Here is a 19,678-nt window from a genome sequence, read left to right on the forward strand (position 1 = left end):
CTCAATCCTGGCCTGATGGACTATATCGCCACCTGGACGGCCAAAAGATCCGGCGCGTTGCCGGCCTAGTAGCCGCTCGACCATCATCGATCGAGCCGGGCGAAGCCGCCCGGCTCTTTCACATTTGGAATCACGATGCCCGCACCTGCTATTCTCGTCGACGCCGACGCTTGCCCGGTGAAGGCCGAGGTCGAAAAAGTCGCCGAGCGGCACGGCATCGTCGTCACCTTCGTCTCCAATGGCGGCTTGCGTCCGTCGCGCGATCCGATGATCCGCAATGTCGTCGTCTCCAAGGGCGCGGACGCCGCCGACGACTGGATCGTCGAAAATGCCCGGTCCAACGACATTGTGGTGACCGCCGATATCCCGCTTGCCGCGCGCGCGGTGGCGCTTGGCGCCCACGTACTTGGTCCGACCGGACGCCCGTTTACGCCCGAAACGATCGGCATGGCGGTGGCAATGCGCGATCTCAAGCAGCACCTGCGCGAAACCGGCGAGAGCAAGGGCTACAATTCGAGCTTCGCGCCGCAGGATCGCTCGCGGTTCCTAGGCGAGCTTGACCGCATCCTACGGCGAGCGCTGAAATCCGCGCCAGCGGACTGAAAACCATGGCGACCGGTACCACGACCAAGATGCCCATGCGACGCCACACGCTGTTCGCGGTGTCGGCCTGCATCGGCGTGGCAGCCTTTGGCGCAGCGCTGATCTGGCGTGCGCCGCTTGCCTATTCGATCGGCGCCAATGTGTTCTTTGCCGCCTATCTGGTTCTTGTCATCGCCCACATGCCGCGGCTTACCGGCAGCTATCTGCGCAAGAATGCAGGCGACACTGACCTGCCGGTATTGGCGATCTTCGCGGTCACTCTGGTTGTGGTCGCCATTGCCATCATTTCGTTGTTTCAATTGATCAACAGGGAGAAGAGCGCGGACGCCGTCGAGCTTACGGTGGCGCTGCTGTCCATCCCGCTTGGCTGGTTGACCATCCATGCCATGGCGGCACTTCACTACGCGCATCTCTATTGGTTGGACGGCGATGCGATGGATGGCGACACCAAAAAGAGGATTCCAGTCGGCGGCCTCGACTTCCCGGGCGGCAAGCGGCCGGAGGGCTCGGATTTCCTCTATTTTTCGACAGTGATCGGCATGACGGCGCAAACCGCCGACACCAACGTCACGACCTCGCAAATGCGCCGTGTCGTGCTTGTGCATTCGATCCTGTCGTTCTTCTTCAACACTGTCATTGTGGCAGCCGCGGTCAACCTCGCCGTCAGCCTCGGCAGTCTGTAATAAATCCGTGATCGGGTGAAACATCGCTTAGGCTGGGGACGTATTTGGGAGAGAAGAGATCTGACGAGGCTGTGGCGAACGCGCGGCCGGAGGAAACAACAGATGGAATCGCTTGCCAGAAACCAAGCCGCCGGAGCAGATACCGCCGCGCCGAGCGATGTGACGCTGATCTATCGCCAGTCGCGCTGGACGCGGCTGACGCATTGGCTATGGGCGATCGCGCTGTTCTTCATGCTGCTTTCCGGCCTGCAGATCTTCAACGCCCGCCCGCAGCTCTACATCGGCAAGGAGTCGGGCTTTGGCTACAACAACACCATCTTCGCCATCGGCGCCGAGAATACCGCGGCTGGCCCGCGCGGCTACACCGAAATCTTCGGCAAGCGCTTCGATACCACTGGTGTGCTCGGCTGGTCGGGTCCGGCCGGCCAGGAGACTTCCCGGGCCTTCCCGTCCTGGGCTACGATTCCTTCCTACTACGATCTCGGCACCGCGCGCGTCGTTCATTTCTTCTTTGCCTGGGTGCTGACCACCACGCTGCTGGTCTGGCTGGTCGCCAGCCTCATCAACGGCCATTTGCGCCGCGATCTTGCCCCGCGCCTCGATGACATCAGGCGGCTGCCGCAAGACATTGTCGACCACGCCAGGTTCAGGTTTCACCACAGGCGCGAATACAACACCTTGCAGAAGATGGCTTATGGCGGCGTGCTGTTCGTGCTGCTGCCGCTGATGATCATCACCGGCCTTGCCATGTCGCCGAGCATGGATTCGGTCCTGCCGTTCCTGAACGATTTGCTCGGCGGCCGACAGACGGCGCGCACCATTCATTTCACGGTGATGCTGCTGCTCGTCGCCTTCTTCATTATCCACATCCTGATGATCCTGGCCGCCGGTCCGATCAACGAGCTGCGCTCAATCATCACCGGCTGGTATCGAACCGACCCGCCGGCGCATGCCGACAATGCGCCAGAGAGGAGTCCCTGACATGTCGAAATTCGAGATCAGCCCCAAGCTACAGATAAGCCGAAGAAAGTTCCTGACCTCGGCCAGCCTCGGCCTTTCCGGCATCATGCTGTCGGGCTGCGACGCCTTCGACAGCCAGCTTGGCGTCGGCGACAGCCTGCGCAGCTTCCTCGAAAGCGCCAATGGCCTGACCTGGCGGGCGCAGCGACTGCTTGCCGGCGCTGATGCGCTGGCGCGGGAATTCACCGAGGCCGACATTCGCCAGCCGCAGCGGCCGAACGGCGTCACCGCACCCGACGACGATTTCTACAAGGGCCTGCTCGCCAGCGATTTCGCCGACTGGCGGCTGGAGGTTTCCGGCCTTGTCGAAAAGCCGCTGTCGCTGACCCGCGAGCAGCTGATGAACATGCCGAGCCGCACCCAGATCACCCGCCACGACTGCGTCGAAGGCTGGAGTTGCATTGCCAAATGGACCGGCACGCCGCTGTCGCTGGTGCTCGACCAGGCCGTGGTCAAGCCGCAGGCGCGCTATGTCATGTTCCACTGCCTCGATACGATCGACCGCAGCCTTGCCGGCGATATCAAATATTACGGCTCGATTGACCTGATCGATGCCCGTCATCCGCAGACGATCCTTGCCTATGGCCTCAACGGCAAGCCGTTGCCGGTCGAGAACGGCGCGCCGCTGCGCGTCCGCGTCGAGCGCCAGCTCGGCTACAAGATGCCGAAATACCTCTACAAGATCGAGCTGGTCGACGGCTTCGCCAATATCGGCGGCGGCAGAGGCGGCTATTGGGAGGACAATGGCTACGACTGGTACGGCGGCATCTGACTGAAACCTGATCTCAGTTTCACCTAAAGCGCGCCGCGTTCGATCGGCCTCATGCGACGCGCTGTAGGCTCTTCTTTTCATGCATGTCGTTGTCGCAAAACCGCTGCGCACTTTTGCGCGACATGCATTAACTGTCGTCGTCGCCGTCGTCGCCGTCGCTCCGCAGGGCCGGATTCAGGTCGGGATTATCGTCCGGGGTGACGAGCTTCCCAAGCCCGTGCGGTCCTTGGTAGTTGCCGTGGGTATCGAAGTTGGGATTGCCCTGATTGTCGAATTGCGGCGTCGGATCGATCGATTGGTCGTAACGGCGCGGGCGCGGCTTCGGATAGTAATTATCGGAATGATGGCGATGCGAATTGCTGTTGTCGAGAATGGCGCCTACCACGCCGCCGACGATAATGGCTGCGGCGAGGTCGCCAGCAGAGGGGTTACGGTCGGGGCCGGCGACTGCGAATTCGGCCGAGCAACCATTGTCGACCCAGATGCCGCCGCCGTCATAGCCCCAGCTTCTACCGTATACGCAACGTGCCTTCGATAGACGGGAGGTCAACTGCACGCCACGTCGCGTATCGACCCCGCAATAGGAATAACGGTAATCGGCGCTGGAGCAGACCACGCGTTTTGCCCCCGCAGCCTGCGCTGCCGCCGGCAGCAACGAAAGCTTCGCCGGGTTGCCCAGGATGCAACCCAGGAACATCATCGAACCGGTAACCGCCATCCGTGCCGACATTGCAACTCTCCATCAGGGTCCGCTATCGACAGAATGGCACCTCTGTGTAAGTCTGACAACCGGACGGGCTCAGTGAGGTTATATTAATGCGCGCTAAGATTATCGCCACTATTATACTTGCCCTTTCTGCATGGTTGGCTTTGTCGCTGCTGCCAGCCCGGGCGGACGACAGCCTCAAGCGCATCATCGATCAGAAGACACTGACAGTCGGCGTCGCGCTCAACCCGCCATGGATCCTCAAGAAGGCCGACGGGAAGTTCGCCGGCTATGATGTCGACCTGACCAGTGCGCTGGCGTCCGATCTCGGCGTCGACCTGAAGCTGGTCGAGGTGCCATGGAACGACCTCAAGACGCGATTGCTCAAGGGTGATTTCGACATGATCGCGGCGGGCTACGCCAGCACGCCGGAACGCGCACGCGAGGTGGTGTTCTCCGACCAGACCGGTACCGCCGATATCCGAATGGTGGCGACGATCGCCAGTCTTGGGAAAAGGCCGGGCAAGGCACTGGCGGCGCCGGGCTACAAGATCGCCGTGCTCTCCAACTCGACGGACGAAGCCGCCGCGAGGGAAGCATTCCCGAAAGCGGCCATCGTGTCATTCGACAATGCGGCCGATGTTTTCGCCGCCGTCATCAGCGGGCAAGCACAGGCGATGGTGGCGACATCGCCGACGCCGCAAATGGCCGCCAGGCTTTATGACGCCAAGCTCAAGCTGGTGGGCGGCCCGCTGTTGCGGACGCCGGAAGCGTTTGCCATGCGGCCGGACGATGTCCGCCTCATCCAATACGTCAACAACTGGATCGGCGCGCGCACCGCCGACGGCACCATAGGCGGCGTTCGCCGCTACTGGTTCGGCAGCTTCAAATGGATGTCGCGCTTCGAGACAGCCAAGCCCGAGCCCGCAAAACAATAGGGTCGCGACCTGTTTGAACGAGGCAGCGAAGACTTGCCAGGAAAAATGTCGCTGGCAGGTGACAAGGTGTCGTCCACGGGCTATGGATGACGAGTCGAGGGCTCCTGACCGAGTCCTACCTGTTTGCGGGAGAGAGCAGCGAGAGCTGCCGCCGAAGGGGAAATCGCCCGAAATCTCTCAGGCAAAAGAACCGTAGACGGGAAAGACACTCTGGAAAGTCGGGGCTTGCCCCCGCGCCGAAGGTGTAAGCGCTGCCGACAGAGTTACGGGGCGCGAGTCTCTCAGGCTTCAGACAGAGGGGCACGGACTGGTCGCCATTCGCGGCCGCTTGCGTGCGACTCTGGAGATGACATGACGGGCGACGATACCAAACACCTTCCCCTCGAAGATCTGCACATGGCAGCTGGTGCGCGCTTTGGCGCCTTCGCCGGCTGGTCGATGCCGCTGACCCATCCGGCCGGCGTGATGAAGGAGCACCTGCACAGCCGTGAGCATGCCGGCCTGTTCGACATCTCGCACATGAAGCTGTTCGAAATCAGCGGTACGGGGGCAGCAGCGCTTCTGAACCGCGCCTGCCCGTTCGATGCCGGCGCACTTGAGGTTTCCCAGTCCAAATACACGTTCTTCCTCAATGAGGCGGCCGGCATTCTGGACGATCTGATCGTCACCAGGCTCGGCGCCGAGCGCTTCATGATGGTCGCCAATGCCGGCAACGCCGCCGCCGACGAAAAGCATCTGCGCGCACTGGCCAAAAATTTCGATGCAGAGGGCGATTTCGATGTAAAAGTGGATGCGCTCGACCGCGTCTTCCTGGCCATACAGGGCCCCGAGGCGTGGGCTGCCCTTTCCCGCGCCGGCATCGAGACCGGTTCGCTGGTGTTCATGCACGGCATCGAGCCGCGCGAAAAATGGTTCATGAGCCGGTCCGGCTATACCGGCGAAGACGGCTTCGAGATCGGCCTGCCGGAAGCGGATGCAAGAAACCTCGTCGCCAGGCTGCTCGAGGACGAGCGGGTGATGTGGGTCGGCCTTGCCGCCCGCGACAGCCTGCGGCTTGAAGCCGGACTGTGCCTGCACGGGCTGGACATCACGCCGGAGATCGATCCGGCCAGCGCCGGGCTGATGTGGGCCATCCCCAAGGAGGTTCGCGCCTCGGGCGCCTTCATCGGCGCCGATGCGCTGCGTGCCATCCTGGAGCGTGGTCCAGCGCAAAAACGCGTCGGCCTGAAGCCGGAAGGCCGCCAGCCGGTGCGCGCCGGTGCTGCCCTTTTCGATGCCGACGGCAACCCTGCCGGCCATGTCACCTCTGGCGGCTTCGGCCCCTCGGCCGGTCATCCGGTCGCCATGGGCTACGTCCAGACGCCGCTTGCCAAATCCGGCGCAAAACTGTTCGCCGATGTCCGCGGGACGAAAATCCCGGTCGACATCCACCCCTTGCCCTTCACGCCCCATCGCTACCGCAAAGGATGATTTCAATGGCAAAGACCTATTTCACCGAAGATCACGAATGGCTTCGCGTCGAGGGCGGCGTCGCCACGGTCGGCATCACCGACTACGCACAGCAGCAGCTCGGCGACCTCGTCTTTGTCGAGCTGCCGGAATTGGGCAGAAAGCTAGCCAAGGGCGACACCGCCGTGGTGGTCGAATCGGTCAAGGCCGCATCGGATGTCTACGCGCCGGTCGACGGCGAGATCACCGAGGCCAATACCGCGCTGTCGGCCGATCCTTCGCTCGTCAATTCGGCGGCAACCGGCGACGGCTGGCTGTGGAAGATGAAGCTGGCCAATGAGAGCCAGCTCGATGGGCTCCTCGATGAAGCCGCTTACAAAGCCCATATTGGTTGATAGCAGGACCAGGAAGATGACCGCAGCACCCTACCCCTTCTCGGCTCGCCATATCGGCCCGGGCCTCCATGACGTCAGAGCCATGCTGGCGACGATCGGCGTCCCTTCGGTCGAGACCCTGATCAGTCAGGCAGTGCCGAAGTCGATCCGGCTCGACCGGCCGCTGGCCCTGCCCGCCCCCGCAAGCGAAGCGGAAGCGCTGGCCGAGCTCGCGGCGACGATGGCAAAGAACACGGTGCTGAAGAGCTTTATCGGTGCCGGCTATCATGGCGTCCATGTGCCGCCGGTGATCCAGCGCAACCTGTTCGAGAACCCGGCCTGGTATACCGCCTACACGCCTTACCAGGCCGAGATCAGCCAGGGCCGGCTGGAAATGCTGTTCAACTTCCAGACGCTGGTGACAGAATTGACCGGCCTGCCGGTGGCATCGGCCTCGCTGCTCGACGAGGCGACGGCGGTGGCCGAAGCGGTCGGCATTGCGCTGCGCCATCATCGCGACAAGCGCACCAAGGTGGCACTGGCCGGCACGCCGCACCCGCAGACGCTGGACGTCGTGCGCACCCGCGCCGAGCCCCTCGGCATCGAGGTGGACGGCGAGGTGATCGACGACAACACCGCCGCCCTGCTGGTCTCCTGGCCCGATACATTCGGCGTCTACGGCAATCACAAGGCAGCGATCGACAAGGCCCGTGCCGCCGGCGCGCTGGTCGTCTTCATCGCCGACCCGCTTGGCTTGACGCTGACCGATGCGCCGGCCAGGCTTGGCGCCGACATCGCCGTCGGCCCGATGCAGCGTTTTGGCGTGCCGATGGGCTTTGGCGGGCCGCACGCCGCCTATTGCGCCGTCTCCGACAGGCTGACGCGGCTGATGCCCGGCCGGCTTGTTGGCCAGTCGACGGATAGCAAGGGCCGTCCCGGTTATCGCCTGGCTTTGCAGACACGCGAACAGCATATCCGCCGCGACAAGGCGACCTCCAACATCTGCACCGCACAGGCGTTGCTCGCCAATATGGCGACGGCCTACGCGATCTGGCATGGCCCTGCCGGGCTGCAGGCGATTGCCGGCCGCGTCCACACGCTGGCCAACTGCCTGGCCGTCGGCCTCAAGGCAGCGGGCGTTTCGGTGATCGGCGAAAGCCGCTTCGACACGGTGACTGCGGAAGTGAAGGGCAGAGCCGGCGCGATTGCCGCCGCCGCAGAAAAGACGGGCCGCCTGCTGCGCGTCATCGACGCCGACCATGTCGGCATCAGCTTCGACGAGACCTCCACCGAAGCCGATCTGGAGGCGATCGCAGCACTTTTCGGCGCTAAGGCCGGCGTTGCCGCCGGCAGTTCCACGCCCGGAAAACCGCGCGGCAAGGAGTTCCTCACCCAGCCCGTCTTCCGCGAAAACCACTCGGAAACCGACATGATGCGCTTCCTGCGCCGGCTGGCCGACAAGGACCTGGCGCTTGACCGCGCCATGATCCCGCTCGGCTCCTGCACCATGAAGCTCAACGCCGCCGCCGAAATGATGCCGGTGAGCTGGCCTGATGTCGCCAACCTGCATCCCTTCGCCCCGGCAAACCATTCGATAGGCTATCGCGCCATGATCGACGAGCTGGAAGGCTGGCTGGCGGAGATCACCGGCTTCGACGCGGTGACCCTGCAGCCCAATGCTGGCAGCCAGGGCGAATATGCCGGGCTGCTCGCCATTCGCCGCTATCATCTGTCACGCGGCGAAGGCCATCGCACCGTCTGCCTGATCCCCTCCTCGGCGCATGGCACCAATCCGGCAAGTGCGGCCATGGCCGGCATGAGCGTCGTCGTCGTGCGCTGCACCGAGGACGGCAATATCGACATGGACGACCTGCAGGCCAAGGCGGCCGAGCATGCGCATAATCTCGCGGCGCTGATGTTCACCTATCCTTCGACGCATGGCGTCTTCGAGGAAGGGGCGCGCGACCTCTGCGCCCTCGTCCACAGCCATGGCGGCCAGGTCTATTTCGACGGCGCCAACCTCAACGCACTGGTCGGCCTCGCCCGTCCCGGCGATATCGGCGCCGATGTCTGCCACATGAACCTGCACAAGACCTTCTGCATCCCGCATGGCGGCGGCGGCCCCGGCGTCGGCCCGATCGGCGTCAAAGCACATCTGAAGCCGCATCTGCCCGGCCACGTCACCGAAGGCTCGGTCCATGCCGTGGCGGCAGCACCGTTCGGCAACGCCTCGATCCTGCCGATCACCTGGATGTATATTCGCATGATGGGCGCTTCCGGCCTGAAGCAGGCAACCGAGACGGCGATCATCTCCGCCAACTATGTGGCGACGCGGCTTGGCGAGCATTTCCCCCTGCTTTACAAGGGGCGCAACGGACGCGTCGCGCATGAATGCATCCTCGACACCCGCGTGCTCAAGGACAGCGCCGGCATCAGCGTCGACGATATCGCCAAGCGGCTGATCGACTATGGCTTCCACGCGCCGACCATGTCGTTCCCGGTCGCTGGCACGCTGATGGTGGAGCCGACCGAATCCGAGCCCAAGCGCGAGTTGGATCGTTTCTGCGAGGCCATGATCGCCATAGCCGGCGAGGCAGCCAAGGTGGCGAAGGGCGAATGGCCGTTGGCCGACAATCCTCTGGTCAACGCTCCGCACACCGCCGCCGAGGCACTGGCCGGCCAATGGACCCATCCCTATTCGCGTCTGGAGGCGGCCTACCCCGCCGGCGATGCCGATACGGCAGCAAAGTACTGGCCGCCGGTGTCACGCATCGACAATGTCGCCGGCGACCGCAACCTGGTCTGCTCCTGCCCGCCGCTGTCGGAATATCTGGGTGCGGCGGAATAGATCATGATTCCGAAAAGTGGAATCCGGTTTTCCGACAAGATCATGGGTCTAACAAGAAGATAGAAACCCCAATCAGGCAGAACGCAAGGCCGGCCCGTCGGCCTTGCTCGCCCGGTCCCGAACGACGACGCGATTTCGCCCGGCGCGCTTGGCCGCATAGAGTGCTGCGTCGGCTTCGGCCAGCACATCGTCGAGACCGGTGCCGTTTGTTCCGCCAAAGCCGATGCCGCCGCTGACTGTGCTTCGCAACGGACCAAGTTGTGTGGCCACGACTTCCGTGCCGAAGGCGACGCTGATCTTGCTCGCAATGTCATAGGCCTTCTCTTCCGGCATCCGCGACATGACGAGCACGAACTCCTCGCCGCCCAACCGGAACGCGTCGACGCCGGTCCTGGCGTATTTCCTGATGACGGCGGCAAAGCGGCGCAGAACCTGGTCGCCGACCGGATGACCGAAAACGTCGTTCGTCCTCTTGAAATGGTCGAGGTCGAACATGGCGACGGACATGAACGGGCCGAAGACCCGTTCGCCGTAGAGTGCCGTCAACGCCCGCCGGTTCATCAGCCCGGTCAATGGATCGGTCATCGTCTCGGCCTTCAATTCGATCTGCGCCTGCAAATGGTGCAGGGAGAGCGTCAATGCGCCGAGCCCGGTCATGCAGGCGACGGCTACGACGGAATTCACCCGCTCGGCCCAATTGTCGGGCGCAACACCCAGCACCCATTGCCCCTTGACCAGCAGGACCGCGCCGCAAAGTCCAAACGACAGCGCACAGACGCCGCTCAGGAACGAGACGACCAGCAATATCCGGCGATCGTGACCACCCTCAATCCAGAACATCGCCCCGATGAGCGAGAGCAGCGCCGTTACCGTCGCGTAGGTGACAATAAAGCCGACACCATCAAACCCGAGATACGTCGCGCCCGCGCAAACAGCCATCGCAACCAAGGTCGGCAAGATGGCGCGCCTGTAATCGCCTACGCCGAGATATTGCATGGCCGACAGGCAGATAATCAGGAAACCGAGGCTGAGAGGCGCAAGCACGATCTGGCAAAGCCAGAGGCTTGGATCCCTGGTGTAATGCCAGAACAACACCACATGTGCGACGAGCACGAGAATGCCACACGCCACCGTCAGCACAAAGCGTGCCTGTGGCGCGCTGAACCAGATGGCGAACATGGTGATGCTGAGGCACGTGCCCGACAGCGCCGCCGCGAGCAGGAGCGAACTGTAATCCAACATGCTTAAGCGACAGCCTCTTGAGGGTTCCGCTGCATTCTAGGTCAGCGATAGTCCGCAAATACCGCTTTTTAGCCAATCTTCCGGCGTAACCTTCGGACAGGGTTTACAAAACGTCGATGCTCCAACTTCGACCCCATTTCCGCCGCTTGGCTGTCGAATGGTTTTGCAGTAAGAGGCTCTATCCTCGAACGTAACAGGAACCTCCGTCGCCTGCCCGCGAAAAGCGTGGCAGTATCGGGTGGTGATTCGCAGCATCGGAATCCAGGACCGGCATGGACGACAACAACGATCTTTTCGCCAAATTGGACAAGCAGCCGCAGCCGGCTCGCGCCGCCACGCGCCCGGCCGATCCGCTGGTGCAGGCGGCGAAGCGGCCGGCGCCCCGCGACGCCAGCGAGAGTTACAGTGCCGCCGACATCGAGGTGCTGGAGGGGCTGGAGCCGGTGCGCCGCCGCCCGGGCATGTACATTGGCGGCACCGACGACAAGGCGATGCACCATCTGTTCGCCGAGGTCATCGACAACTCGATGGACGAGGCGGTCGCCGGCCATGCGACCTTCATCGATGTCGAGCTTTCCGCCGACGGATACCTGTCAGTCACCGACAACGGCCGCGGCATTCCGGTCGATCCGCACCCGAAATTCAAGAAGCCGGCGCTCGAACTCATCATGACGACGCTGCATTCAGGCGGCAAGTTCGACAGTAAGGTTTACGAGACGTCCGGCGGCCTGCACGGTGTCGGCGTTTCCGTCGTCAACGCGCTGTCCGACCATCTCGAGGTCGAGGTCGCGATTGGGCGCAAGCTCTATCGCCAGCGCTTCTCACGAGGCGTTCCGGTGACCGGCCTTGAGCAGCTCGGCGACGTGCATAACCGGCGCGGCACGAAGATCCGCTTCCATCCAGACGAGCAGATTTTCGGCAAGGGTGCTGCTTTCGAGCCGGCGCGGCTCTACCGCATGGCGCGGTCAAAGGCCTATCTGTTCGGCGGCGTCGAAATCCGCTGGACCTGCGATCCCTCGCTGATCAAGGAAAAGGACACGACGCCGGCCAAGGCAGAATTCCATTTTCCGGGCGGCCTCAAGGACTATCTGAAAGCCTCGCTCGGCGACGAATTCCAGGTGACCCGTGAAATGTTCGCCGGCAAGAGCGAGAAGCAGGGCGGTCACGGCTCGCTCGAATGGGCCGTGACCTGGTTCGGCGGCGACGGTTTTATCAATTCCTATTGCAACACCATTCCGACCGCCGAAGGCGGCACGCATGAGGCCGGCTTCCGCAACGTGCTGACGCGCGGCTTGCGCGCCTACGCCGATCTGGTCGGCAACAAGCGCGCCTCGATCGTCACTTCCGAGGATGTGATGATCTCGGCGGCGGGCATGCTGTCGGTGTTCATCCGCGAACCGGAATTCGTCGGCCAGACCAAGGACAGGCTGGCGACGATCGAGGCGATCCGCATCGTCGAAACCGCCATCCGCGACCCGTTCGACCACTGGCTGGCGGACAATCCGCAGGAGGCCTCGAAACTGCTCGAATGGGTGATCGCGCGCGCCGACGAACGGGTGCGCCGCCGCCAGGAAAAGGAAGTGTCGCGCAAGAGTGCGGTGCGCAAGCTGCGCCTGCCCGGCAAGCTCGCCGACTGCACGCAGAATGCCGCCGCCGGCGCCGAGCTCTTTATCGTCGAGGGCGATTCGGCCGGCGGTTCGGCAAAGCAGGCGCGCGACCGCGCCAGCCAGGCGGTGCTGCCGCTGCGCGGCAAGATCCTCAACGTCGCCAGTGCCGGCAGCGACAAGCTTGCCGGCAACCAGCAGATATCCGACCTGATCCAGGCCTTGGGCTGCGGCACGCGCTCGAAATACCGCGACGAGGACCTGCGTTACGACCGGGTCATCATCATGACCGATGCCGATGTCGACGGCGCCCATATCGCCTCGCTGCTGATCACCTTTTTCTACCAGGAGATGCCAAACCTGGTCCGCGGCGGCCATCTCTACCTAGCGGTCCCGCCGCTTTATTCGATCCGCCAAGGCGGCAAGGTCGGCTATGCCCGCAACGACGCGCATAAGGACGAACTCCTGCGCACCGAATTCACCGGGCGCGGCAAGGTCGAGATCGGCCGCTTCAAGGGGCTGGGCGAAATGATGGCCGCCCAGCTCAAGGAAACCACCATGGACCCGAGAAAGCGCACGCTGCTCAGGGTCGATGTGATCGAGGCCGAGGCGGCCACCAAGGATGCTGTCGACGCACTGATGGGCACCAAGCCCGAGGCCCGTTTCCGCTTCATCCAGGAACGCGCGGAATTCGCCGAGACGGAAGTGCTGGATATCTGAGCGTCTTCTGCCAGGTGAGCCACAGACGGCGGTTGTTGCGATCCGGATATTTTCGCGAAGGACGAGGCCTGGAACGGTTCAGCGTTCACGGAAACGCCGAACCGCTCTTTCCTTTGTTTTAAAGCAATTCCGGACGGAAAACCGTTTCACAGTTTTCCTGGAATTGCTTTAGGCAGCCGCGATCGCCAGCGCGTGCTCGCGCGCGTTCTCGCGCAACGCGTCGAGATGGATCGACTTGACCAGCCCGGCAAGATCGCCCTCGGCGGACTGCCCGCCCAATTCCTTCAGCATCAGCCAGCTGACTTCCTGCACGCCGGCGAGGCGTTTGCCATTGGCGACCTCGCGCCAGACCTTCAGCGCGCGCAGGATGATTGCGTGGGTGGCGGCGGCAAGCCCGGCGCTGCGGAACAGTGCCTGCAGCGCCACGTCATGGCCGCCGGCCAGCAGTGCTCTCACCCGTTGTTCGGATTGCTGGCTGAGCGCGACCAGGGCCGAACCAAAGAAGTCGACCTTGCCGTGCGCGATGGTGCGGATGACGAAGCTTGCGGTCAGGTCACCGCGCAGACGCAGATGTTCGACAAGCGCTGTATGTTCCTCGGCACGCGTGCCTTCGATCAATGTCACGGAAGCTTTGACGCAGGCATCGCGAGTGACCCGCTCGGCTCTTGCGGCGCCCATCAGCGCCAGCACCAGCGGCGAGCCCTTGAGCGTCTCGCCCACTTTGACCAGCAGCAAATGCCGACAATCGGCGGGCAGGCGCGCATCGGCAATCAGCGCCTCGCGTACCAGAGGCAGATGGCCGTGCCGCTCGGCCATGCGCCGAAAGCTGATCGATGCGATGTCGGCGCCGCTGTTGGCGAGCAGCGTGGTGCAGGCCTCCGGCTCGCCGATCTCGGCGATCGCCGCCGCAACCGACATCGACACCCGCGGCCGGTCGGCGATCACCTTCTGCGTCGCTTTCTGGCCGCCGGCAACCCGATCAATCAGGTCGGCATCAGTAAGCAGTGGCGACCGCGCCAGCACCAGGGCTGCGACTTCCGGCTGGTCCGAGGCCAGCGCGCTGACGATCTGCGGCGGCGCATGATGGCTCATGGAAAGCGCGTCGGCGATCGCCAGTCGCACCTTCGACGATGCGTCATCGAGCAGCAATGTCAGTGCCGCCTCCGCAGCGCAGCGGTCCTCGAAAGGCAGGTCCGAATCGACATATGCGCGAGCAAGTGCGCTTGCCGCTGCAACGCGCTCCGACACCTTCGCCGTGTGGATCCATTTCAGGAAATGCGAAACGACCATGTCGCCTGCTTACGCCCTTTGCCAGAACGCTTCTGGCCCCTGTCGCGACCGTAGGCACAAATGGTTTACGAACGGTTCACCATGTTCGTTAACTGGCTTGCGAGCCCGGTATGCAACGCCTATCACCCCTTAAGCAGCAGAGGAGATCGACCATGGCCGGGCTTTATCTTGAGGAGTTCGCTGTCGGCCATGTGTTCAAGCACGCGCTGCGCAAGACCGTGACCGAAAGCGACAATATGCTGTTTTCGGTGATGACGCTGAACCCGCAGCCGCTGCACATCGATTTCGATTTCGCCGCCAAGAGCGAATGGGGCAAGCCGCTGGTCAATTCGCTGTTCACGCTGGGCCTGATGATCGGCATCTCGGTCAACGACATCACCGTCGGCACCACCATCGCCAATCTCGGCATGAAGGAGACGGTGTTTCCGCACCCCGTCTTCCACGGCGACACCATTCGCGTCGAGACCACGGTGGTTTCGGTGCGCGATTCCAGGTCCAAACCGGACCGCGGTATCGTCGAGTTCGAGCATCGCGCCTATAACCAGAACGACGTGCTGGTTGCCAAATGCACGAGGCAGGCGATGATGATGAAAAAGGCGGTGTGAAGATGCGTTCACTGCTCTTCGTTCCCGGCGATTCAGAAAAGAAGCTGGAGAAGGGCTTTGGCGTGGGCGCCGACGTGGTCATCGTCGACCTCGAGGATTCGATTGCCCCGCAGAACAAGGGGCTGGCTCGCGACACAGCGGCGCGTTTCATCGCCGGGCACAGGCACCAAACCAGCTCCGCGATCTATGTGCGCGTCAACGATCTTTCGACCGGACTGACCGACGACGATCTGGCAGCGCTCGTGCCGGCAAAACCAGACGGCATCATGCTGCCTAAGTCGAACAGCGGACTGGATGTCCAGCATCTCTCGGCCAAGCTCAGGGTGCACGAAGCTGAAAGCGGCCGGCCGGATGGAGCTATAAAGATCCTGCCGATCATCACAGAAACGGCCGCAGGCGTCTTGGCCGCAGCGACCTACGCCCGTGCAAGCGCGCGGCTTGTCGGCGTCACCTGGGGGGCCGAAGATTTGTCGGCGGCGATCGGCGCGCGCGCGACACGCGACGCGAATGGCCGCTACACGGATGTGTTCCGCCTCGCCCGCACCATGACCATGCTTGCCGCAAGTGCCGCGGAAGTCGCGGCAATCGACACCGTCTTTCCGGACTTTCGCGACATGGCGGGCTTCGAGGCCGAATGCGCCGAGGCCGAGCGCGACGGTTTCACCGGCAAGATGGCGATCCATCCGGCGCAGGTGCCGGTCATCAACGCCGCCTTCACGCCTTCGGCGCAAGCGGTGAAAAGCGCCCTGGCGATCGTCGAGGCATTTAAGGCGGCGGGAAACCCCGGCGTCGTCGGAATCGACGGCAAGATGTACGACCGGCCGCATCTAAAACTGGCCGAGCGGCTCCTGGCGCGGGCCAGGGTAGCTGGGCTTGGCGCTTAGGTCTGTTCCGCGCCGAAATTATCCCAGCCACGGCCCTGAATAATCGGCAGAGAGCTTTGCGGGATCGGGCCGTGGCCGCTCCGGTGCCGGCCCCTGGTAGGAGCCGATATGGACAAAACCGACGACCCGTTCATGCGGCGCCAGGCCAAGGATCGCCCTGCCCTCGGGCACGTCGGAATACCAGTTACTGATCATGTTGGTGCCGTAGCCCAGCGCATTGGCGGCAAGCATCAGGTTCATCGCCGCCATGCCGCCGGACAGGAACATCTCCCATTGCGGGATCTTTGGATTTTCCCTGGGGATCGAGATCACGCCGATAACCAGCGGCGCCCGCGAAAAGCGCGCCAATTCCTGGTTGCGGCGGCCTTCCGGCAGCGGTCCTTCACGCTGCTCGGCAAGTGCCGCCAGCTTCTTGCCGATCTCGATGCGAGACTCGCCGCGATAGAGGATGAAACGCCAGGGCTCCAGCCGGCCGTGGTCCGGCACCCGCGAGGCGGCGGCGATCATCGTCGCGATCTCCGTATCGCCCGGTGCCGGCTCTTTCAAATCTGGGATCGGCGCGGAATTTCGGGTCAGCAGAAAATCGATGATCGGCGACGCCATGGGCGCAAGTCTCCTGGAATTTGAGCTGAAGCGCACCATCGGGACATCGGGCGGCTTGGGCATTGGCGCAGCGCGCCGGACAAAGAGCCCTGTAGCAGAAGCCGACCGGACTCTTAAGCCTTGAAATTGCCACCGCCTTGGGCTTCAACGCAAGGCATGTTTGAGGGGACATTGCGTCTTTTCCTGATATGGCTCGCTGCCGCACTGTTGATGGTGCCGGTTTCGCTCGCCGTCGCCCAGGATGTGGACGGCCTCGGCGAACTGGAACTTCCCGGAATTTCGGGCTATGCGCCTCCGAAAAGCGAGACATCGCTGGTGTTGGGGAGCAGCGGGGCAATCACGCTGTCGGCGCAATTGACAGACAAGGGCGCCGACATCACGCGCGGCATCGTCTGGCGCGTCTTCAAGCCCGAATCGGCCAGCGACGGCAAGTTGCCGATGGTCGCCTCCGCTCATGGCGGTACCGCCGTATTCCAGCTCGAGCCGGGTTCCTATCTGGTCCACGCCTCCTACGGGCGGGCCGGCGCCACCAAGCGCATCACCGTCGGCAAGGAAGCCAAGCGCGAGAGCCTCGTGCTCGATGCCGGCGGCCTCAAGCTCGATGCCGTGCTGTCCGGTGGGGTGCGCATACCGCCGAAGAAGCTGCGCTTCTCGATCTATGAGAGCCACGCCGCGGCCGACGGCGATCGCGCCCTGATCATACCCGATGTCGAGCCGAACAGCGTCGTGCGGCTCAATGCCGGCACCTACCACGTTGTTTCGACCTATGGCGCTGTGAACGCGGTCATCCGCTCCGACATCCGCGTCGAGGCCGGCAAGCTGACTGAAGCGACCGTCGAGCACCGTGCGGCCGAGATGACCATGAAGCTGGTGCGCGAACCGGGCGGCGAGGCGATCGCCGACACCTCCTGGTCGCTGCTGAACGAATCCGGCGATCCGATCAAGGAAACCGTCGGTGCCTTTGCCTCGATGGTGCTGGCCGAGGGCGACTACACCATCATCGCCAAGAACCGCGACCGCATCTACCAGAAGGATTTTACGGTGGTGGCTGGGCACAACCAGGACATCGAGGTTCTGGCCACAGAGGCTTCGGCCATCGATTCCGAGGAAGGCGCCGACTAAGCCCTGCCTCTCTAAGCTGCCTTGCGCATGCGTCGCGCCAACCGGATAGCCGGATAGGCGCGCGGCGTGACAGGCATATGAAAATGGCGGTGGATCGCTCCACCGGCATTCATTGCAGGTCGGCTGGTTCAGGCCGCGCGGCGCTTGCGGTCGGGTGTCACCGCCTCGTCGGCAAGCAGCTTCACGGCAGCTGCGAGACCAAGCGATTCCTGGTCGCGCGAACCGAGACGGCGGATATTGACCGTTTCTTCCTCGGCCTCGCGCTTGCCACAGACGAGGATGACCGGGACCTTGGCCAGCGAATGCTCCCGGACCTTGTAGTTGATCTTCTCGTTGCGCAGGTCGGCTTCGGCAATCAGCCCGGCCGCCTTCAGCTGCGCAACGACCTTTTGGGCGTAATCGTCGGCATCGGAAGTGATCGTCGCCACCACCACCTGCAGCGGTGCGAACCAGAGCGGGAAATGGCCCGAATAATTCTCGATCAGGATGCCTAGAAACCGCTCCATGGAACCGCAGATGGCACGATGCACCATCACCGGCTGCTTCTTTTCCGAATCGGAGCCGATGTAGAAGGCGCCAAAACGCTCCGGCAGGTTGAAGTCGACCTGTGTGGTGCCGCACTGCCATTCGCGGCCGATGGCGTCCTTCAGCACATATTCGAACTTCGGCCCGTAGAACGTGCCCTCACCCGGATTGACGCCCGTCTTGATCCGGTTGCCCGACCGCGCCGCGATCTTGTCGAGCACGTCCTGCAGCACGCCCTCAGCATGATCCCACATCGCGTCGGTGCCGACCCGTTTTTCGGGGCGGGTCGCCAGCTTGACGGTGATTTCGTCGAAGCCGAAATCCGCATAGGTCGAGAGGATCAGATCGTTGATCTTGATGCACTCGTCGGCGAGCTGTTCCTCGGTGCAGAAGATGTGGGCATCGTCCTGGGTAAAGCCGCGCACGCGCATCAACCCGTGCAGCGCGCCGGACGGCTCATAGCGATGCACATTGCCGAATTCCGCAAGTTTTACCGGCAGATCGCGGTAGGACTTCAGCCCGTGCTTGAAGATTTGGACGTGGCCGGGGCAGTTCATCGGCTTCAGCGCAAACACCCGGTCGTCGTCGGTGTCGTCGCCAGCAACCGTCACCTTGAACATGTTGTCCCGGTACCAGCCCCAGTGCCCGGACGTCTCCCACAGGCTCTTGTCGAGCACCTGCGGCGCGTTGACTTCCTGATAGCCCTGCTCGTCGAGGCGGCGACGCATGTAATTGGCCAGGTTCTGGAACATCCTCCAGCCTTTGGCGTGCCAGAACACGACGCCCGGCCCCTCCTCCTGGAAATGGAACAGGTCCATCTCACGGCCGAGCTTCCTGTGGTCGCGCTTCTCGGCCTCCTCCAGCATCGTCTGGTAGGCTTCGAGCTGCGCCTGGTCGGCCCAGGCCGTGCCGTAGATGCGCGTCAGCATCGGGTTGTTCGAATCGCCGCGCCAATAGGCGCCGGCGACCTTCATCAGCTTGAAGGCGCTGCCGATCTGGCCGGTCGAGGCCATATGCGGGCCGCGGCAAAGGTCTAACCAGTCGCCCTGCGCATAGATCTTGAGATCCTGATCCTCGGGAATGGCGTCGATCAGCTCCAGTTTGTAGCGCTCGCCCTTGTCGGCAAAGATCCTTTTCGCCTTTTCACGCGACCATACCTCTTTGGTGAACGGCTTGTTGCGCGCAATGATCTCGCGCATTTTCTTCTCGATCACCGGGAAATCGTCGGGCGTGAACGGCTCGTTGCGAGCAAAATCGTAGTAGAATCCGTTTTCGATCACCGGCCCGATAGTCACCTGCGTACCCGGCCAAAGTTCCTGCACGGCCTCGGCCAGCACATGGGCTGCATCGTGACGGATGAGCTCCAGCGCGCGCGGGTCCTCGCGAGTGATGATCTCGACCTTGCCCGGCTTGCCGATCGGGTCGGAAAGATCGCGCAGCGTGCCGTCGATCGAATAGGCAACGGCCTTCTTGGCCAGCGACTTCGAGATCGATTCCGCCAGGTCGGCGCCGGTCATCGCCGCGTCGTAGTCGCGGACGGAGCCATCGGGAAATGTCAGGGAAACGGAATTCAGCATAAGATTCTCCTATCCAGTCCCGCAAACGAGCGCGGGTGGTGAAATGCATGTCGCCCAAAACTGCCTAGCGGTTTTGGGGCTACGACATGCATCAGTAAGAGCCGGATGCGTCC

Annotated in this window: 17 protein-coding genes, 1 pseudogene and 1 riboswitch; of the genes and pseudogenes, 13 read left to right on the plus strand and 5 right to left on the minus strand. The window is 63.1% G+C overall.

Features of this window, described 5'->3' with window-relative positions:
* From NKJ13_RS06395 to NKJ13_RS06415, 5 genes and pseudogenes are all read left to right on the plus strand, one after another.
* Positions 1-69: pseudogene (locus tag NKJ13_RS06395) on the plus strand (S-(hydroxymethyl)glutathione synthase); the annotation flags it as partial.
* Between the two features lie 66 nt (positions 70-135).
* Positions 136-603 (plus strand): YaiI/YqxD family protein, encoded by a 468-nt coding sequence (locus tag NKJ13_RS06400; RefSeq protein WP_254818384.1) that lies wholly within the window; start codon positions 136-138, stop codon positions 601-603.
* Positions 604-608: 5 nt separating this feature from the next.
* Positions 609-1,286, plus strand: a complete 678-nt coding sequence (locus tag NKJ13_RS06405) for a DUF1345 domain-containing protein (RefSeq protein ID WP_352737115.1) — start codon at positions 609-611, stop codon at positions 1,284-1,286.
* A gap of 102 nt (positions 1,287-1,388) precedes the next feature.
* Positions 1,389-2,267, plus strand: coding sequence for a cytochrome b/b6 domain-containing protein (locus NKJ13_RS06410; RefSeq protein WP_352737116.1), 879 nt, complete (start codon positions 1,389-1,391; stop codon positions 2,265-2,267).
* Between the two features lies 1 nt (position 2,268).
* Entirely contained in the window at positions 2,269-3,078 is an 810-nt protein-coding gene (locus tag NKJ13_RS06415) for a molybdopterin-binding protein (protein WP_352737117.1), read from the plus strand.
* Between the two features lie 127 nt (positions 3,079-3,205).
* Here NKJ13_RS06415 and NKJ13_RS06420 read toward each other — a convergent pair whose 3' ends face one another.
* On the minus strand, positions 3,206-3,808 hold the full coding sequence (locus NKJ13_RS06420; RefSeq protein WP_352689969.1) for a DUF3011 domain-containing protein: 603 nt from the start codon (positions 3,806-3,808) through the stop codon (positions 3,206-3,208).
* 86 nt (positions 3,809-3,894) lie between these two features.
* On the opposite strand from NKJ13_RS06420, the gene NKJ13_RS06425 reads away from it, so the two are divergent.
* The 4 genes from NKJ13_RS06425 (at position 3,895) to gcvP (ending at position 9,393) form a co-directional block, all read left to right on the plus strand.
* Complete coding sequence (locus NKJ13_RS06425; RefSeq protein WP_352737118.1) at positions 3,895-4,722, plus strand: transporter substrate-binding domain-containing protein; 828 nt, start codon at positions 3,895-3,897, stop codon at positions 4,720-4,722.
* 116 nt (positions 4,723-4,838) lie between these two features.
* A riboswitch (glycine riboswitch) is annotated at positions 4,839-4,925 on the plus strand.
* A gap of 148 nt (positions 4,926-5,073) precedes the next feature.
* Complete coding sequence (gene gcvT / locus NKJ13_RS06430) at positions 5,074-6,192, plus strand: glycine cleavage system aminomethyltransferase GcvT (RefSeq protein WP_352737119.1); 1,119 nt, start codon at positions 5,074-5,076, stop codon at positions 6,190-6,192.
* A 5-nt stretch (positions 6,193-6,197) separates the two neighbouring features.
* Positions 6,198-6,566, plus strand: a complete 369-nt coding sequence (gene gcvH / locus NKJ13_RS06435; RefSeq protein ID WP_352508741.1) for a glycine cleavage system protein GcvH — start codon at positions 6,198-6,200, stop codon at positions 6,564-6,566.
* A gap of 16 nt (positions 6,567-6,582) precedes the next feature.
* Positions 6,583-9,393, plus strand: coding sequence for an aminomethyl-transferring glycine dehydrogenase (gene gcvP / locus NKJ13_RS06440; RefSeq protein WP_352777446.1), 2,811 nt, complete (start codon positions 6,583-6,585; stop codon positions 9,391-9,393).
* Positions 9,394-9,465: 72 nt separating this feature from the next.
* On the opposite strand, the gene NKJ13_RS06445 is transcribed toward gcvP, so the two are convergent.
* The gene (locus NKJ13_RS06445) at positions 9,466-10,635 is read right to left on the minus strand and encodes a GGDEF domain-containing protein (RefSeq protein ID WP_352704451.1); all 1,170 of its coding nucleotides are present in this window, start codon (positions 10,633-10,635) and stop codon (positions 9,466-9,468) included.
* A 272-nt stretch (positions 10,636-10,907) separates the two neighbouring features.
* Here NKJ13_RS06445 and parE point away from each other — a divergent pair, with 272 nt between their 5' ends.
* Complete coding sequence (gene parE / locus NKJ13_RS06450; RefSeq protein ID WP_352704452.1) at positions 10,908-12,959, plus strand: DNA topoisomerase IV subunit B; 2,052 nt, start codon at positions 10,908-10,910, stop codon at positions 12,957-12,959.
* A 168-nt stretch (positions 12,960-13,127) separates the two neighbouring features.
* On the opposite strand, the gene NKJ13_RS06455 is transcribed toward parE, so the two are convergent.
* The gene (locus tag NKJ13_RS06455) at positions 13,128-14,249 is read right to left on the minus strand and encodes a DUF2336 domain-containing protein (RefSeq protein ID WP_352704454.1); all 1,122 of its coding nucleotides are present in this window, start codon (positions 14,247-14,249) and stop codon (positions 13,128-13,130) included.
* Positions 14,250-14,401: 152 nt separating this feature from the next.
* On the opposite strand from NKJ13_RS06455, the gene NKJ13_RS06460 reads away from it, so the two are divergent.
* Together NKJ13_RS06460 and NKJ13_RS06465 are read left to right on the plus strand one after the other, a co-directional pair.
* Complete coding sequence (locus NKJ13_RS06460; protein ID WP_352737123.1) at positions 14,402-14,854, plus strand: MaoC family dehydratase; 453 nt, start codon at positions 14,402-14,404, stop codon at positions 14,852-14,854.
* A gap of 2 nt (positions 14,855-14,856) precedes the next feature.
* Complete coding sequence (locus NKJ13_RS06465; RefSeq protein WP_352777448.1) at positions 14,857-15,738, plus strand: HpcH/HpaI aldolase/citrate lyase family protein; 882 nt, start codon at positions 14,857-14,859, stop codon at positions 15,736-15,738.
* A gap of 18 nt (positions 15,739-15,756) precedes the next feature.
* On the opposite strand, the gene NKJ13_RS06470 is transcribed toward NKJ13_RS06465, so the two are convergent.
* On the minus strand, positions 15,757-16,341 hold the full coding sequence (locus NKJ13_RS06470; protein ID WP_352508748.1) for a nitroreductase family protein: 585 nt from the start codon (positions 16,339-16,341) through the stop codon (positions 15,757-15,759).
* Between the two features lie 156 nt (positions 16,342-16,497).
* On the opposite strand from NKJ13_RS06470, the gene NKJ13_RS06475 reads away from it, so the two are divergent.
* Entirely contained in the window at positions 16,498-17,463 is a 966-nt protein-coding gene (locus NKJ13_RS06475) for an RgsD C-terminal domain-containing protein (RefSeq protein WP_352508766.1), read from the plus strand.
* Positions 17,464-17,591: 128 nt separating this feature from the next.
* Here NKJ13_RS06475 and thrS read toward each other — a convergent pair whose 3' ends face one another.
* Positions 17,592-19,565, minus strand: coding sequence for a threonine--tRNA ligase (thrS, locus tag NKJ13_RS06480; protein WP_352689965.1), 1,974 nt, complete (start codon positions 19,563-19,565; stop codon positions 17,592-17,594).
* Positions 19,566-19,678: the final 113 nt, after the last annotated feature.

Source organism: Mesorhizobium sp. M0174, from assembly GCF_040322275.1.
Taxonomy (GTDB): Bacteria; Pseudomonadota; Alphaproteobacteria; order Rhizobiales; family Rhizobiaceae; genus Mesorhizobium.

Excerpts from the sequence above, each read along its gene's own strand:
- NKJ13_RS06400 (WP_254818384.1), top strand. The coding sequence starts at position 136 with ATGCCCGCACCTGCTATTCTCGTCGACGCCGACGCTTGCCCGGTGAAG.
- NKJ13_RS06405 (WP_352737115.1), top strand. The coding sequence starts at position 609 with ATGGCGACCGGTACCACGACCAAGATGCCCATGCGACGCCACACGCTG.
- NKJ13_RS06410 (WP_352737116.1), top strand. The coding sequence starts at position 1,389 with ATGGAATCGCTTGCCAGAAACCAAGCCGCCGGAGCAGATACCGCCGCG.
- NKJ13_RS06415 (WP_352737117.1), top strand. The coding sequence starts at position 2,269 with ATGTCGAAATTCGAGATCAGCCCCAAGCTACAGATAAGCCGAAGAAAG.
- NKJ13_RS06420 (WP_352689969.1), bottom strand. The coding sequence starts at position 3,808 with ATGTCGGCACGGATGGCGGTTACCGGTTCGATGATGTTCCTGGGTTGC.
- NKJ13_RS06425 (WP_352737118.1), top strand. The coding sequence starts at position 3,895 with ATGCGCGCTAAGATTATCGCCACTATTATACTTGCCCTTTCTGCATGG.
- gcvT (WP_352737119.1), top strand. The coding sequence starts at position 5,074 with ATGACGGGCGACGATACCAAACACCTTCCCCTCGAAGATCTGCACATG.
- gcvH (WP_352508741.1), top strand. The coding sequence starts at position 6,198 with ATGGCAAAGACCTATTTCACCGAAGATCACGAATGGCTTCGCGTCGAG.
- gcvP (WP_352777446.1), top strand. The coding sequence starts at position 6,583 with ATGACCGCAGCACCCTACCCCTTCTCGGCTCGCCATATCGGCCCGGGC.
- NKJ13_RS06445 (WP_352704451.1), bottom strand. The coding sequence starts at position 10,635 with ATGTTGGATTACAGTTCGCTCCTGCTCGCGGCGGCGCTGTCGGGCACG.
- parE (WP_352704452.1), top strand. The coding sequence starts at position 10,908 with ATGGACGACAACAACGATCTTTTCGCCAAATTGGACAAGCAGCCGCAG.
- NKJ13_RS06455 (WP_352704454.1), bottom strand. The coding sequence starts at position 14,249 with ATGGTCGTTTCGCATTTCCTGAAATGGATCCACACGGCGAAGGTGTCG.
- NKJ13_RS06460 (WP_352737123.1), top strand. The coding sequence starts at position 14,402 with ATGGCCGGGCTTTATCTTGAGGAGTTCGCTGTCGGCCATGTGTTCAAG.
- NKJ13_RS06465 (WP_352777448.1), top strand. The coding sequence starts at position 14,857 with ATGCGTTCACTGCTCTTCGTTCCCGGCGATTCAGAAAAGAAGCTGGAG.
- NKJ13_RS06470 (WP_352508748.1), bottom strand. The coding sequence starts at position 16,341 with ATGGCGTCGCCGATCATCGATTTTCTGCTGACCCGAAATTCCGCGCCG.
- NKJ13_RS06475 (WP_352508766.1), top strand. The coding sequence starts at position 16,498 with ATGTTTGAGGGGACATTGCGTCTTTTCCTGATATGGCTCGCTGCCGCA.
- thrS (WP_352689965.1), bottom strand. The coding sequence starts at position 19,565 with ATGCTGAATTCCGTTTCCCTGACATTTCCCGATGGCTCCGTCCGCGAC.